A 14188-nucleotide genomic window follows, 5' to 3' on the forward strand; every position below is an offset into this window, starting at 1 on the left:
CCCCAAAAGAAGCCTTAGATGCCTTTGTCCTGCAACCACATCTCCAACAGGGCCAGCTGCCATAGCTGGTTGGCGCCGAGTGTCGTGCGCGCCGTGTTCGGATCGGCGAGCAGCCGATCCACGTATTCCTTACGGAACAGCCCTCGCGAACGGGCGGCCGGTGCGTGGAGCGCGTCCCGCACCTTGTCGAACATCGGGCCTTCGAGGTGCCGGATGCCCGGGACCGGGAAGTAGCCCTTGGTGCGGTCGATCACCTCGTCGGGCACGACACCGCGGGCCGCCTGCTTGAGAACCCCCTTGCCGCCGTGCGCCAGCTTGAGCTCGGGCGGGCAGGCCGCAGCCAGCTCCACGAGCTCGTGATCCAGGAACGGTACGCGAGCCTCCAGCCCCCACGCCATGGTCATGTTGTCGACCCGCTTGACCGGGTCGTCCACGAGCATCACCTGGGAGTCGAGCCGCAACGCTGCGTCGACCGCGGTGTCGGCGCCGTGCCGGCCGAAACTCGCCGCGACGAACTCGCGGCTGACATCGTCGTCGATGAGCCACTCGGGGTTGAGCTGCTGGGCCAGGTCAGCGTGCGGGCGGTCGAAGAACTCCGCAGCGTACGCGTCGACCGCCTCGGAGTACGGAACGTGGGCCAGCGGCGGATACCAGCTGTAGCCGGCCAGGATCTCGTCCGCTCCCTGCCCCGACTGTACAACTTTCACCGACTTTGAGACGTCTTCGCTCAAAAGGTTGAACGCGATGCAGTCGTGCGAAACCATCGGCTCGCTCATCGCGGCCACCGTCCGGTCGACGGCCGGCAGGAAGCGGTCGCGGCCGATCCGGATCTGGTGGTGCACGGTGTCGAACTGCTTGGCGACGATGTCGGAGTAGGCGAACTCGTCGCCGCTCTCCCCGCCACCGGCCTCGAACCCGATGCTGAACGTGGTCAGGCCGCGCTGCCCCTGCTCGGCCAGCAGCGCCACGATGTAACTGGAGTCGATGCCGCCGGAGAGCAGCACCCCGACCGGCACGTCGGCGACCATCCGCCGCTCGACCGCGAGCGCGAGCTTCTCGTGGATCAGCGCGGGCCACTCGTCGGCCGGGATATCAGTGCGCCGGGTGTGCGACGGCTCCCAGTAGAGCTCGTCGGTGAACGACCCGTCGGCGCTGATCATCCGTACCGTCGCGGGTGGCAGTTTGCGGACCCCGGAGATGATCGTTCGCGGCGCCGGCACCACCGAGTGGAACGTCATGTAGTGCTGCAACGCCACCTTGTCGATCGACTTGTCGACGTCGCCGGCCGCGAGCAGCGCGGGCAACGTGGAGGCGAACCGCAGCCGGTCACCGGAGGCGGACAGGTACATCGGCTTGATCCCGAGCCGGTCGCGGGCCAGCATCACCTCGCCGGTGTCGTGCCGGAGTAGAGCAAACGCGAACATCCCGAGAAAGCGGCGTACGCACGACGAACCCCACCGGTGGTACGCCTTGATGATCACCTCGGTGTCGGAGGTGGAGAAGAACCGGTAGCCGTACGACTGGAGCTCGTCCCGCAGTTGCTTGTAGTTGTAGATGCAGCCGTTGAAGACCAGGGTCAGCCCGAGCTCGTCGTCGGTCATCGGCTGGCCGCCGGCCTCGGAGAGGTCGATGATCTTCAGGCGGCGGTGGCCGAACGCGACCGGTCCGCGGCGGAAGAGGCCCTCGCCGTCCGGGCCGCGCGATTCGAGGCACGGCAGCATCCGCCGGATCGCCCCCTCATCCGCGGCGTTTCCGTCGTACCGAATTTCCCCGGCGATCCCACACATCGCTGCCAATCTCCTCTAGCTCGATTTCCGGCCTGTTAAGAACAGCTACGACCCCAGCAACCAGGTGTCTTTCGAGCCTCCCCCGCGCGAGGAGTTGACGATCATGCTGCCCGCCGGGGCGACCCGGGTGAGCGCGGCCGGGGCCACCACCGACTCGGCGCCGCTGAAGACGAAGGCCCGCAGGTCGACGTGGCGGGCGGCGAGCTGGTGGCCGTCGAAGACCGGGTGGGTGGAGAGCCGCACGACCTCCTGGGCGACCCAGCGGTGCGGGGCGGTGACGATCTGCCGGCGCACGGCGGCCAGGTCCTCGGGCGAGGCGTGCGGGCCGATCACGATCCGGTCGCCGCCGTAGCCGTCGACCGGCTTGCAGACCAGCTCGTCCAGTCGGCCGAGCACCTCCTCCCGCTGTTCACGGATGCCGCACAGATAGGTCGGCACGTCCGCGAGCAGCGGCTTCTCGCCCAGGTAGTACTCGATCAGCTTGGGCACGTAGGCGTACACCGCCTTGTCGTCGCCGATGCCGTTGCCCAGCGCGTTGGCGAGGGTGACGGTGTCCGCGTGCAGCGCCGCGACCAGGCTCGGCCCGAGCGGCATGCCGTCCGCGCCCGGCGAGTGCACCAGGCTGTCCTCGCCCATCCGCAGGTAGATCACGTCGACCGGGTAGCGCTTGCCGTTGCGCATCCGGAAGACCCGGGTGCCCTCGACGAACAGCTCGGTGCTGCGCACCACCGGCACGCCCATCTCCTCGGCGAGCATCCGGTGCTCGAACCAGGCCGAGTCGTCCGGCCCCTGGCTGAGCACCACGATCGACGGGTCGTCGCCGGCCGACGGGCGGGCCGCCTCGCGCAGCACCTTCAGCAGCATCTTCGGCGTGCCCTCGACCGACAGCAGGTGCTCGGGCACCGGCAGTTCGGGCAGGACGCTCTCGGTGAGCCGGCGGTTCTGCATGGCGTACGCGATGCCGGACGGCACCCGCAGGTTGTCCTCCAGCACGCACCAGTCGCCGTCCACGTCGAGCACCAGGTCGACGCCGGCCACCTGGGCCCGCACGCCGTCGTGAGCGACCAGGGCGCCGCTGGGCCGCAGCTCCGGCGAACCGTCGATGACCCACTCCGGCACGATGCCGTCGCGCACGACCGCGCGTTCGCCGTAGACGTCGGTCACGAACCGGTCGAGAGCCCGGACCCGCTGCACCAGCCCCGCGCTCAGCCGGGTCCAGTCATCGGCCGGCACGATCCGCGGCACCAGGTCGAACGGGAACAGCCTGGTCGCGGCCTCGCCGGCCACGCTGAACGTGTTGCCGCGGGCCCGCTGTTCGTCGTCCCGCACGTCCTCACGACGGCGCAGACCCCCCGACCCAAGAGCATTCAAGACATTCAAGATGCCTGCGTACGCCGGGGAGACGTCCCCGCCGTCGAAAGCCTCGTCGCCATCCACCGCGTACGGGAAAAGCCCCGCCGGAATCGTTTGACCTTCCGGCCCGATGCCGGTGGCGCCGCCCCGGGTGTCCGCCACGACCAGGTCGACCACGTCGGAGATGCGGCCGCGCCGGGCCATTGCCCGGCGCTGGCGGGCGGCCGAGCTGCCCCGGCTGAGCGCCCGCACCGAAAGGTCGAAGACCTGCTCCCAGTCGCCCAGTTCCTCGAGCTGCGGGCGCAGGTCGCCGACCAGGCGTTCGACCGCGGCCGCCGCCGGGACCGGCGAGGGCGAGTGCGGCAGGTCGAGCAGGTCGCCCTCGAGGCCCGAGCGGGCGGCCCGCCACATGGCGGCTCGGTGCAGCGGCGGCCGGCTGACCGGCAGCGGGCGGCCGGCGCGGTGCTCGTCGCGGGCGCGCAGGGCGAGGGCGCGGAACAGGCCGGCCAGCAGCACGACGGTGTCGGCGTCCGGCGACGAGTCGGTGACCCGCAGCTCCACGGTCGGCAGGTGCGCCGACGGGCGGACGTCGAAATAGACCATCTTGGGGTCGGTGATCGTGCCGGAGGCGATCAGGTCGTCGACCAGCGCATCGTGTTCGGCGGCCGAGTTGAGCACACCGGGGTCGCCGGCGGTCGGCCAGCGCATCCACACCAGCGAGCGCACGCTGGCATACCCGGAGTCCTCACCCATCCAGTACGGCGAGCTCGCCGACAGCGCCAGCAGCACCGGCAGAATCGGGGTGACCCGCTGCGCCACCGCGACCGCCTCGTCCCGGTCGGGGACGCCGACGTGCACCTGAGCGCCGCAGATCAGCTGCTCACGGGCGAGCAATTGGTAGTCGTCCAGCATCCGGCGGTATCGCGACGTCGGCGTCACGGGGAGTGACTCCAGGTCGACGAGGGGGACCGTGCCGGTGGCGGCCAGGCCGAGCCCGAGCGACTCGGCGACCGTGATCGCGGCCCGCCTGCGGCCGACGATCCCGTCCCGCAGCTCGTCGAGCGTCGCGGCCACCGGGGTGTTGGTCTCGACCACCGAGCGATGCAGCTCGGCCGAGAAGTGTTCGGGGTCGAGCCGGGCGAGCACCTCGGGCGCGCGCGGCACGAGCTCGCGAGTGGCCAGGTCGACGACGTGCAGTTCCTCTTCGACACCGAGCGTGAGGCCTTGCGCCGCGGCGACTTGTTCCGCCGTGACCGGGAGAGACTCCGTCATGAAGACCGCCTATGTCCGTGTTGATGGCTGTCCCTGGACCCGGAGCCTCGCCATCGGATGTGCCGAATACGTGACGTGCCCATTTCACCTCGGGACCAAGCATGACCTTCGCGACAGGTTGTCCGGTTCTTACCAGGAGTGCATACACCCTGTAACCTCGGGCCGTTCCGACCAAGCTTTTCGCGGAGGTCTTGATGAGCAGCAGTGTTGTCGTGGTCACCGGTTCGGCCGGTCTGATCGGTTCCGAGTCGGTGCGGCATTTTGCCGGTCTCGGCATGGACGTGGTCGGCGTCGACAACGACATGCGTGGCTACTTCTTCGGCAAGGACGGTTCCACCAAATGGAACCTGGATCGGCTGACGAAGGAGGTGGGGGAGCGGTACACCCACCACGATATCGACATCCGCGACCGGGACGGACTCAACAAGCTCTTCGCGGGCCTCGGCCGGAACGTCGGCCTGGTCATCCACTGCGCCGCGCAGCCGTCGCACGACTGGGCGGCCCGCGAGCCGTTCACCGACTTCGACGTGAACGCGGTCGGCACGATCAACATGCTCGAGGCCGTCCGGTTGAACACCCCGGACACCCCGTTCATCTTCACCTCCACCAACAAGGTGTACGGCGATCTGCCCAACTCGTTGCCGCTGGTCGAGCAGGAGACCCGGTACGAGATGCCGGCGGACCACCGGTGGTACGACGGCATCGACGAGACCATGTCGATCGACCAGAGCATGCACTCGGTGTTCGGGGCCAGCAAGGTCGCCGCCGACGTGATGGTGCAGGAGTACGGCCGCTACTTCTCGATGCCCACCTCGGTCTTCCGCGGCGGCACGCTGACCGGGCCGGGTCACTCGGCGGCGGAGTTGCACGGCTTCCTGGCGTACGTCATGCGTTGCGTCATGGAGCAGCGGCAGTACCACATCTACGGCTACAAGGGGAAAATGGTCCGCGACGCCATCCACTCGCACGACCTGGTGTCGGCGTTCGAGGCGTTCCACCGCGCGCCGCGGGTCGCCGAGGTCTACAACATGGGCGGCGGGCGTTTCTCGAACTGCAGTCACATCGAGGCTTTCAAGATCGCTGAAGAGATCACCGGTCTCGAGGCGCGGACCGATTATGTCGACCAGGCCCGGGCCGGCGACCACCAGTGGTGGATCAGCAGCACGGCCCGGTTCGAGGAGCACTACCCCGACTGGAAGCTCACCTACGACGTGCCGGCGATCCTGCGCGAGATGTACGAGGCGAACCAGGAGCTGTGGAAGCCCCAGTCGTAGCATCTGGTTGATCATGCTGCCGCCCGCTGTGTAGTGGGCGGCAGTTTGCTGTGGCTTGCCTGAAGAAGCACGCGGCGTAACGCCCCTTTAACTCTTCTTCGCTATTTTTCGGACATGTCCGTCATGAGGCTTCTACGGCATGACCTTCCCGCGTCGATCGTGGTCTTCCTGATCGCCATCCCGCTCTCACTCGGCATCGCGGCCGCCTGCGGCGCGCCCCTTCTCGCCGGACTCATCGCCGCCGTGGTCGGCGGCATCGTCGCCGGCGCGCTCAGCGGCGCTCCGCTGCAGGTCAGTGGCCCGGCCGCCGGCCTCACCGTGATCGTGGCCGGCACCATCGCCAGCTACGGCCCGGCCGGCACCGCCGCGATCGTCGCGGTCGCCGGCCTGGTCCAGATCGTGCTCGGCGCGTCCCGGCTCGGCCGGGCCGCGCTCGCCCTGTCACCGGCCGTGGTGCACGGCATGCTCGCCGGCATCGGCCTGGTCATCGCGCTCAGCCAGGTGCACGTGCTGCTCGGCGGCGACCCGCAGAGCTCCGCCTGGCACAACCTGCGCGACCTGCCCGCCCAGATCGCCGGCCACCACGGCGTCTCCGCGCTGCTCGGCCTGCTCACCATCGCCGTGCTGCTGCTCTGGCCGCGCTTGAAGAAAGTCGCGATGATCCCGGCCGCGCTGGTCGCGGTCGTCGTGGTGACCGTGCCGGCCGCCGCGATGGGCGCCGACGTCGAGCGGGTCGACCTGCCCGACGCGCCGCTGTCCGCCCTCATCCTGCCGGTCTGGCCGAACGCCCCGCTCGGCGAGATCGCCGTCGCCGTGTTCACCATCGCCCTGGTCGCCAGCGTCGAGTCGCTGCTGTCCGCGGTCGCCGTCGACCGGATGCACGACGGCCCGCGCGCCGATCTCAACCGGGAGCTGGTCGCCCAGGGCTGCGCCAACACGGTCAGCGGTCTGCTCGGCGGCCTGCCGGTCACCGGCGTCATCGTGCGCAGCTCGGCCAACGTGGCGGCGGGCGCCCGCACCCGCGCGTCGGCCATCCTGCACGGCGTCTGGATCGCCGCAGTCGTGCTGCTCGGCGCGTGGATGCTCGAGGCCATCCCGCTGGCGGTGCTGGCCGCCGTCCTGGTCGTGGTCGGCCTGCGGCTGATCAGCCTGGCCCAGATCCGCACCTACGCCCGGCACCGGGAACTGCCCACCTACCTGGTCACCGCGGTCGGCGTGGTGGCCACCGACCTGCTCACCGGGGTCGCGGCCGGGCTCGCCTGCGCCGTGGCGATGATGCTGTGGCGGCTGGCCCGTTGCGAGATCCACACCGACGGCACGACCGTCACGATCAGCGGGAGCCTGGCGTTCGTCGGCTCCGGCCGGGTCGCCCGCGCCCTGGCCACGCTGCCGGCCGGCCAGCACGTGACGGTCGAGCTGCACCTCGACTATCTGGATCACGGTGCTTTTCAGGTCATCGAGGACTGGCGGGAGGCGTACGTCAAAAGCGGCGGAACCGTCGACGTCAGAGAAACCCACGACGGTTGGTTCGGCCGCGCCTCGCGCGGGCGCCTCGGCGCCGGAAAGAGCACGCCGCGGCGGTTCGGCTCCTGGTCGCAGTGGCAGGACATGGACCGGCAGCGCCGGAACGCGATGGCCGCCGGCATCCATGAGTTCGAACGCAGCGTCGCCCCGCTCGTGCAACCGCACCTGGCCGGCCTGGCCCGCGACGGCCAGCAGCCCGAACAGCTCTTCATCACCTGCGCCGACTCGCGCCTCGTGCCCAACCTGATCACCACGAGCGGCCCCGGCGACCTGTTCTGCGTCCGCAACATCGGCAACGTGGTGCCACCGCACGGCGGCCCCGACTCATCGGTCGGAGCCGCCATCGAGTACGCGGTGGGCGTCCTCGGCGTCCGCACGATCACCGTCTGCGGCCACTCCGGCTGCGGCGCCGTGCGCGCCATGATGGCCGGCGGCAACACCGGTGACCTGGGCCGCTGGCTGACCTGGTCGACCAACGACTTCACCGGCGAGATCGACGAGACCCGCTGCGTGACCGACAACGTGACCCGCCAGCTGGCCAACCTGCGCACCTACCCGGTGGTCCGGGACGCCGAGGAGGCCGGCCGGCTGACGCTGACCGGCATGTACTTCGACCTGTCCGAAGCCAAGATGTACGCGGTCGACCGCCTGGGCCTACGCCCGGTCGCCGCCGCTTGAGAACCCGTCCAACCGCCCCGCCGCCGCCCTTAACCGGCCTGAAGCAGTTCTTGAAGCGAGGTGGCCGGGTGGCCGGTGAGGGTCTCCACATCGCCGGAGACCCGGTCCAGCTCACCGGCCGCGATCGCGGTGTAGGTGCTGACCCACGCGTCGACCTGCCATTTCGGCGCCTGATAGCGCTCGCGTGACGCATAAGCCTCGTCGAGGGTCTCGTCGTAGTAGGTGGTCGAGCCACCGATGATCGCCGCGACCTCGGCGAGGCCGAGCGCTTCCGGCCCGGTCATCTCGTACGTCTTCCCGGCGTGCGGCGCCGGATCCCGCAGCACCGCGACGATCGCGTCGGCGATGTCGTCCTGCGCCACCACGGCGGCTTTCCCGTCACCGGCCGGCCCGCGGATCACCCCGTCCTCGCCGACCATGAACGGCAGGAAGTCGGCATAGAGGTTGTCACGCAGGAACGTGAACGCGAGCCCGCTCTCCCGGATGTGCTGCTCGGTGTGCCAGTGGTCGCGCGCAAGCGTGAACGTGGCATCGGGCGAGGCCCCGGCGAACGAGGTGTAGACCAACTGCCGCACGCCGGCCGCCCTGGCCGCGTCGACGAAGCTGCGATGCTGCCCGACCCGGTCCGGAGTCTCGGCCGCGGAGACCATCAGCACGGTCTCGGCCCCGTCGAGCGCCCGCCGCACGGCCGCACCATCGGCGTAGTCGGCCACCGCGACATCGGCCCCCTCCGGAGCCCGCTTCGGATCACGCACAAGAAGCCGCGGCGCCCCGCCGACGAGCCGAGCCACCCGCCCACCGAGCCGCCCGGTGGCCCCGGAAACAACGATCAATCCCATACCTCTTTTGTACGCCGCCGTCAGCGTGGCCGGCGACGCAGCAAGGACGCTGCTTCGACGCGGAGAGCAAAGGGCTCATCCGAAGCCAGCGTCTGGCCGAGGCCCGCTACGGCGAAGGGCGCGTAGTGATCGCCGGCCAGCCTGTGCAGGTGCAGTTCGACCGAATCCGGAGGTTGTTCCACTCGCAGGTACCAATCGATCCCGGCGGCCGCGTACAGCTGAGGCTTGAGCAGCCGATCCGTTCCGGCGTTGCTCGGCGAGACGACCTCGATCACCAGCTTCGCCTCGCCGGCCTCGACCGTCGTGCCGACGTCGTCGGTGTCGGCCACGACGAGGTCCGGTTGCACGATGCGTCCACTGGCCAACCGAAGATTGACGTCCTGGAGCACCAGAAGTCCGGCGTCTTCGGCCGGACCGTAGAGGTCCATGGCAAGCAGGAGCGCGATGTGCTGATGACGCTTACTCGGTGCCGGGCTCACCCACAGGCTCCCATCGATCAGCTCGACCCGGTTCGGGGTCTCGCCGAGCGCGAAGTACTCGTCCTCGCTCCATGGTTCGGGGTGTTCCAGCATGGCCACGCTCATCGGATCGCCTCACCTCTCGGCGGATGCTGCGCCAAGCGTCCCATGTCAAGCCCTGCCAATGCGACAGCAGCCGGCGAGGTCATACCGCTGACCTGCCGCCTCCCGACGCATCCGACCTGAAGGAGATTGTCATGAAGCATCTTGTCATGAGACCAGGGTGAAGCCAACCCGCAATCCTATGCGTTCCTTCTAGGGTCCTCTTCCAGGTGCGGGAAGATCGAGAAGTCGACGACGCCCAGCGCGCGGTCGTCGCCGGTGGGCGGCTTCCAGCCGACGAAGTCGGAGCCGATGCGGGGCGTCAGCGCCATGCTCCCGGCGCTGAGGCCCACCCAGACCTGGTCGGTCAGCGACGGCAGCAAGTCGGCCAGCCCGGACTCCCGCAGCCAGTGGCTCAGATAGAGCGCGTCGCCACCGCCCACCAGCAGGACGTCCGCCTCCCGCACCCACGGGACCCAGTGTTCCGCGCCGATGCTGGGCAGCGCGGTCAGCTCCAGCACGCCCACCGATTTCCATCCCAGACCGCACATCTGCAGGGGCGAGCGTCCGGCGATGAAACGCCAGGCATTCTCCGGCCGGGCCATCGGATGCCCATAACCTGCCGTCGGGATGCAGAGTGCGGCGGCCTCAGCGAGCGGCTTGCCGAGCAGTTCGACCAAAGCGCTGTGGATGCTCGGGTTCTTGACCCCGGCAGACGTGAGAAGAAGCCTCATGAGCCGCAACCTACCGCCTGCGCGACGCGGAGGCCGCCCGCCGTCAATCGGGCCATGACGTGCCCGGCCGCCGTATCCTCAACTCGCCGGGGAAAGGCTCGCCGGGGGAAGGGGAGCCATGCGGATCACCGTGCTGGGTGCGGGTTCCTGGGGCACCACGGTCGCGTCCGTGCTGACCCGCCGGGATCACGAGTCGTTGATCTGGGCGCGCAGCGCGGCCTCGGCGGAGGAGATCAACGCCAAGCACACCAACGAGCATTATCTCGCCGGCTTTCCGCTGCCGAGCCGGCTTCGGGCCACCGCGGACCTCGCCGAGGCGGCCGCCCATGCCGAGTTGCTCGTGGTCGGCGTGCCAACCGGGGCGTTCCGCGCCACCCTGGAGCAGGTGCGGCCGGACCTGCATCCGTGGATCCCGGTGGTCAGCCTCAGCAAGGGTCTGGAGCGCGACTCCCTGCTGCGGATGACCGAAGTGATCAAGGACGTGCTGCCGGGGCATCCGGCCGCCGCGCTCACCGGGCCCAATCTGGCCAAGGAGATCATGGCGGGCATGGCGGCGGCCACGGTGATCGCGACCGAGGACCTCACCGTTGCCGCGGAGATCCAGCGGGTGTTCCGCCGCGGTCTGCTGCGGGTCTACACCAACCACGACGTGATCGGCTGCGAGGTCGGTGGGGCGCTGAAGAACGTCGTGGCGATCGCCACCGGCATCGCCCAGGGCCTCGGCGTCGGTGACAACACCCGGGCCGGGGTGATCTCGCGTGGCCTTGCCGAGCTGACCACGCTGGCGGTCGCGATGGGCGGCGAGCCGAGCACGCTGGCCGGGCTGGCCGGGATGGGTGACCTGGTGGCGACGTGCATCAGTCCGCACAGCCGCAACCGTTACGTCGGCGAGCAGCTCGGCCGCGGGCGGAGCCTGGAGGACATCCTCGCCGAGATGGGGCAGGTCGCCGAGGGGGTCAAGACCGTGCACGCCGCGGTTCGGCTGGCCGACCAGCACGGGCTGGCCATGCCGATCACCCGCACGATCCACCGGGTCGTCACCGGCGACCTCACCGCCGAGCGGGCCTACGACGGCCTGCTGCGCGCCCATCCGGCCGGGCACGAGTCCGAGCCCGGCTGAGCCCTCAGGATCGTGGGCGGACCGCGTCGTCGAGGACCCGGGCGGTGGCCAGGACGTCGGCGAAGCGGGCCGGGTCGAGGTCGAGGCCGGCCGGGATCCACGTGACGCCGGGGCCGGTCATCGACTGGAGGATGTCGTTCGGGGTCAGGCCGGCCTGTTGCAACGCTCGGATCTCGCGCGGGTTCACGCCCGGGATCAGGGGGCCGTTGCCGAGGTCGGTGCCGTAGCGGACGCTTCCGCCGTACTCCAGGAAGCGCCGCAGGTTGCCGACGGCCGTGACCAGCTCGGGGGTGGGGGTGCCCCAGCCGTGGATGTCGAGGGTGCTGATCCAGCGCATGCGCTCGGCGCAGGCCCGCACCAGGCCGCGGTCCAGCGGCTCGGTCCACGGCGTGTGCGCGAGCAGGTCAGCGCCGGCCTCGTAGGCCATCGCGACCGTGCCCGGGCCCTCGGCGTGGACCACCACCGGCAGGTCGCGGTCGTGGGCGGCGTCGACCACCGCGGTCATCGTGAACAGGCGCAGTTGCGGGCCGCCGGCGTGGGCGGTCACCTTGATCAGCTCCGCGCCGAGGGTAGCGGCCTCCTCGACCGCCTCGGTCGCCTGAGCCGCCGAGTCGATCTCGCGCCAGCTACCGGGCGTCGCCCACGACCGGTCGCTCGGATAGCCGCCGGGGGCGATCAAAAACGGTCCGGCGAAGCGAATGCGCGGAAGGCCGCGATCGGCGGCGGCCAGCGACGCCACCTGGGACGGCACCGAGCCGAGGTCCCAGACGCCGGCGATGCCGCCGGCCCGCACCGTGGCCAGGTCGACCAGGCCGGAGTGCACGTGCGCGTCGACCAGGCCGGGCAGCAGGGTGCCGGGCAGGGTGCGGACCGGCGCCGATTCCGGCACCTCGGCGACCGGGGTGGCCGCGCCGGACGGATCGAGGCGCAGGGCGACGCCGGTGTGTAGCCGGCCGTCCCACCAGAGGGTGGCCGCCCGGACGAACGACGTCACTTCTCGAGGAGGTCGCGCAGCGTCGCCAGGCCGCGGTGGACCTCGCCGAAACTGGTGCTCAGCGGGGCCGGGCCGATCCGCAGGCCGTCCGGCTGCCGGTAGTCGGGGATCACCCCGGCGGACCACAGCGGGTCGAGCAGCTTCTCGAAGCCGGGCTTGCTCAGCGTGACGTGACCGCCTCGGCGCGACGGGTCGCGCGGGCCGGCCACCTCGACGCCGAACGGCGCCAGCCACTCGTCGGCCAGGTCGAGCACATAGCTGGTGAGCAGCAGCGACTTGGCCCGCACCGCCTCGATGCCGGCCGCGGCGAGCATGTCCAGGTTGGCGTGCAGCGGCACCATCCCGAGGATCGGCGGGGTGCCACTGAGCAGGGCGCGGCGGCCGGCCGCGGGCAGGTAACCAGGGCCCATCTCGAACGACGCCTGGTGGCCCATCCAGCCCTGGATCGGCTGGCGCAGGGTTTCCTGCAAACCCTTCCGGAGGTACGCGAAAGCCGGCGCTCCCGGTCCACCGTTGAGGTATTTGTAGGTGCAGCCGACCGCGAGATCGACGCCCCAGGCATCGAGCTGAATCGGCACCGAGCCGGCCGAATGGCACAGGTCCCACATGGTCAGCGCGCCGGCCTCGTGCGCGATCCGGTTGATCTCGGCGACGTCGGCGAGCCAGCCGGAGCGGTAGGCGACATGGCTGAACAGGACGAGGGCGGTCCGCTCGTCGATCACCTCGGCGACCTGGGCCGGGCGGATCCCCGAAGCCGGATCGGTCGAGATCCAGACCAGTTCGAGATCCTGCTCGGCGGCGATGCCTTCGAGGACGTACCGATCGGTGGGGAAATTGTCGGTATCGAGAATGACCCGGTTCCGGCCCGGGGAGCCGGAAAGGGCGGCCCGGGCCAGCTTGTAGATCAGCACCGTCGTCGAGTCGGCGATCACGACCTGGCCGGCGGCGGCGCCCAGCGCGACTGATCCAAGTCGGTCACCGAGCTCCAGCGGCCAGGAGAGCCAGCCGTCCGTCCAGCCCCGGATCAGCCGCCCGCCCCACTGCTCGCGGATGAACTGCTCCATCAGCGCCGCGGTCGCGATCAGCGGCCGGCCCAGCGAGTTGCCGTCCAGGTAGGACACGACGTCGAAGTCGGCCGGCGCCAGGAACTGCTCGCGGTAACCGGCCAGCGGATCGGCCGAGTCGAGCGCGTCGGCGCGGGCGCTCAAGCTGATCAACGGGGGGCTCCGATCTCGGTGCGTACGGCGTACAGCTCCGGGAAGAACGTCAGGTCGAGGGCGGCCTTCAGATAGGAGACCCCGCTGGAGCCGCCGGTGCCGCGCTTGAACCCGATCGTGCGCTCCACCGTCTTGAGGTGCCGGAACCGCCAGAGCTGGAAGTTTTCCTCCAGGTCGACGAGCTCCTCGCAGGTCTCGTAGGCGGCCCAGTGTTTCTCCGGGTCGGAGTAGATCCCCACGAACACCGGCACGAGATCCTCGTTGAACTCATACGGCCGCGTCACGTCGCGTTGCAGCAGCTCGACCGGCACGTCGTAACCGTGGCGGTGGAGGTAGCGCAGGAACTCGTCGTAGACGCTGGGCGCCTCGAGCGCGTCGGTCAGCAGGGCGAGCGCGGACGGGTCGTTCTGGAAGATCGACAGCATCCGGCGGTCCTTGTTGCCGAGCATGAACTCGACCGCCCGGTATTGGTACGACTGGAAGCCGCTCGACGTGCCGAGGAAGCTGCGGAACTCGGCGTATTCGCTCGGGGTCAGGGTGGCCAGCACCGACCACTGCTCGGTCAGCGTGCGCTGGATGTGCTTGACCCGGGCCAGGCCCTTGAGCGCCGGGCGCAGGTCGTCGCCGGCGATCTGCCGCCGCACCGCGCGCAGCTCGTGCAGCACCAGCTTGAGCCACAGCTCGGAGGTCTGGTGCTGCAGGATGAACAGCAGCTCGTCATGGTGCTCGGGCACGCTTACCGGGTGCTGGGCTTCGAGGATCTCGTCGAGGTGCAGGTATTGCCCGTACGACAAATTGATCTTGAAGTCCAGGGGTCGCTCTTCACTGGCCACCCG

Annotated in this window: 10 protein-coding genes and 1 pseudogene; 3 read left to right on the top strand and 8 right to left on the bottom strand. The window is 70.0% G+C overall.

The window, feature by feature from the left end; all coding sequences use genetic code 11:
* Positions 1-14 precede the first annotated feature (14 nt).
* Both AB0E90_RS33620 and AB0E90_RS33625 read right to left on the bottom strand, forming a co-directional pair.
* Positions 15-1787 carry an N-acetylglutaminylglutamine amidotransferase gene (locus tag AB0E90_RS33620; protein ID WP_360414999.1) on the bottom strand — a complete coding sequence of 591 codons (1773 nt, stop codon included), beginning with the start codon at positions 1785-1787 and terminating at the stop codon, positions 15-17.
* A 45-nt stretch (positions 1788-1832) separates the two neighbouring features.
* Positions 1833-4412, bottom strand: a complete 2580-nt coding sequence (locus AB0E90_RS33625) for a carboxylate--amine ligase/circularly permuted type 2 ATP-grasp protein (protein ID WP_360415001.1) — start codon at positions 4410-4412, stop codon at positions 1833-1835.
* 194 nt (positions 4413-4606) lie between these two features.
* Here AB0E90_RS33625 and AB0E90_RS33630 point away from each other — a divergent pair, with 194 nt between their 5' ends.
* Together AB0E90_RS33630 and AB0E90_RS33635 are read left to right on the top strand one after the other, a co-directional pair.
* Positions 4607-5686 (top strand): NAD-dependent epimerase/dehydratase family protein, encoded by a 1080-nt coding sequence (locus AB0E90_RS33630; protein ID WP_360415003.1) that lies wholly within the window; start codon positions 4607-4609, stop codon positions 5684-5686.
* A 114-nt stretch (positions 5687-5800) separates the two neighbouring features.
* Positions 5801-7888: a bifunctional SulP family inorganic anion transporter/carbonic anhydrase gene (locus AB0E90_RS33635; RefSeq protein WP_360415005.1), complete on the top strand. Its 2088-nt coding sequence runs from the start codon at positions 5801-5803 to the stop codon at positions 7886-7888.
* Between the two features lie 29 nt (positions 7889-7917).
* Here the strand turns inward: AB0E90_RS33635 and AB0E90_RS33640 are convergent, their stop codons facing one another.
* The 3 genes and pseudogenes from AB0E90_RS33640 to AB0E90_RS33650 all read right to left on the bottom strand — a co-directional run.
* Entirely contained in the window at positions 7918-8727 is an 810-nt protein-coding gene (locus tag AB0E90_RS33640; RefSeq protein ID WP_360415007.1) for an SDR family oxidoreductase, read from the bottom strand.
* 20 nt (positions 8728-8747) lie between these two features.
* Positions 8748-9311, bottom strand: coding sequence for a Uma2 family endonuclease (locus AB0E90_RS33645; protein WP_360415009.1), 564 nt, complete (start codon positions 9309-9311; stop codon positions 8748-8750).
* 200 nt (positions 9312-9511) lie between these two features.
* Positions 9512-10021 (bottom strand): annotated as a pseudogene (locus AB0E90_RS33650) (Type 1 glutamine amidotransferase-like domain-containing protein); the annotation flags it as partial.
* A 118-nt stretch (positions 10022-10139) separates the two neighbouring features.
* Here AB0E90_RS33650 and AB0E90_RS33655 point away from each other — a divergent pair.
* Positions 10140-11141 carry an NAD(P)H-dependent glycerol-3-phosphate dehydrogenase gene (locus AB0E90_RS33655; RefSeq protein WP_360415011.1) on the top strand — a complete coding sequence of 334 codons (1002 nt, stop codon included), beginning with the start codon at positions 10140-10142 and terminating at the stop codon, positions 11139-11141.
* A gap of 4 nt (positions 11142-11145) precedes the next feature.
* Here the strand turns inward: AB0E90_RS33655 and AB0E90_RS33660 are convergent, their stop codons facing one another.
* The 3 genes from AB0E90_RS33660 to kynA are packed head-to-tail and all read right to left on the bottom strand — an operon-like array spanning position 11146 to position 14185.
* Positions 11146-12135: an amidohydrolase family protein gene (locus AB0E90_RS33660; RefSeq protein ID WP_360415013.1), complete on the bottom strand. Its 990-nt coding sequence runs from the start codon at positions 12133-12135 to the stop codon at positions 11146-11148.
* Entirely contained in the window at positions 12132-13352 is a 1221-nt protein-coding gene (gene kynU, locus AB0E90_RS33665; RefSeq protein ID WP_360415015.1) for a kynureninase, read from the bottom strand. Before kynU ends, AB0E90_RS33660 begins: the two co-directional genes overlap by 4 nt.
* Positions 13349-14185, bottom strand: coding sequence for a tryptophan 2,3-dioxygenase (kynA, locus tag AB0E90_RS33670; RefSeq protein ID WP_360415017.1), 837 nt, complete (start codon positions 14183-14185; stop codon positions 13349-13351). The genes kynU and kynA overlap by 4 nt, the downstream gene beginning before the upstream one ends.
* Positions 14186-14188 lie beyond the last annotated feature (3 nt).

Origin of the sequence: Actinoplanes sp. NPDC026619, from assembly GCF_040638295.1 — a bacterium.
Taxonomy (GTDB): Bacteria; Actinomycetota; Actinomycetes; order Mycobacteriales; family Micromonosporaceae; genus Actinoplanes.

Coding starts and splice junctions, on each gene's coding strand:
- AB0E90_RS33640 (WP_360415007.1), bottom strand. CDS start 8,727: ATGGGATTGATCGTTGTTTCCGGGGCCACCGGGCGGCTCGGTGGGCGG.
- AB0E90_RS33635 (WP_360415005.1), top strand. CDS start 5,801: ATGTCCGTCATGAGGCTTCTACGGCATGACCTTCCCGCGTCGATCGTG.
- AB0E90_RS33645 (WP_360415009.1), bottom strand. CDS start 9,311: ATGAGCGTGGCCATGCTGGAACACCCCGAACCATGGAGCGAGGACGAG.
- AB0E90_RS33630 (WP_360415003.1), top strand. CDS start 4,607: ATGAGCAGCAGTGTTGTCGTGGTCACCGGTTCGGCCGGTCTGATCGGT.
- AB0E90_RS33655 (WP_360415011.1), top strand. CDS start 10,140: ATGCGGATCACCGTGCTGGGTGCGGGTTCCTGGGGCACCACGGTCGCG.
- AB0E90_RS33625 (WP_360415001.1), bottom strand. CDS start 4,412: ATGACGGAGTCTCTCCCGGTCACGGCGGAACAAGTCGCCGCGGCGCAA.
- AB0E90_RS33620 (WP_360414999.1), bottom strand. CDS start 1,787: ATGTGTGGGATCGCCGGGGAAATTCGGTACGACGGAAACGCCGCGGAT.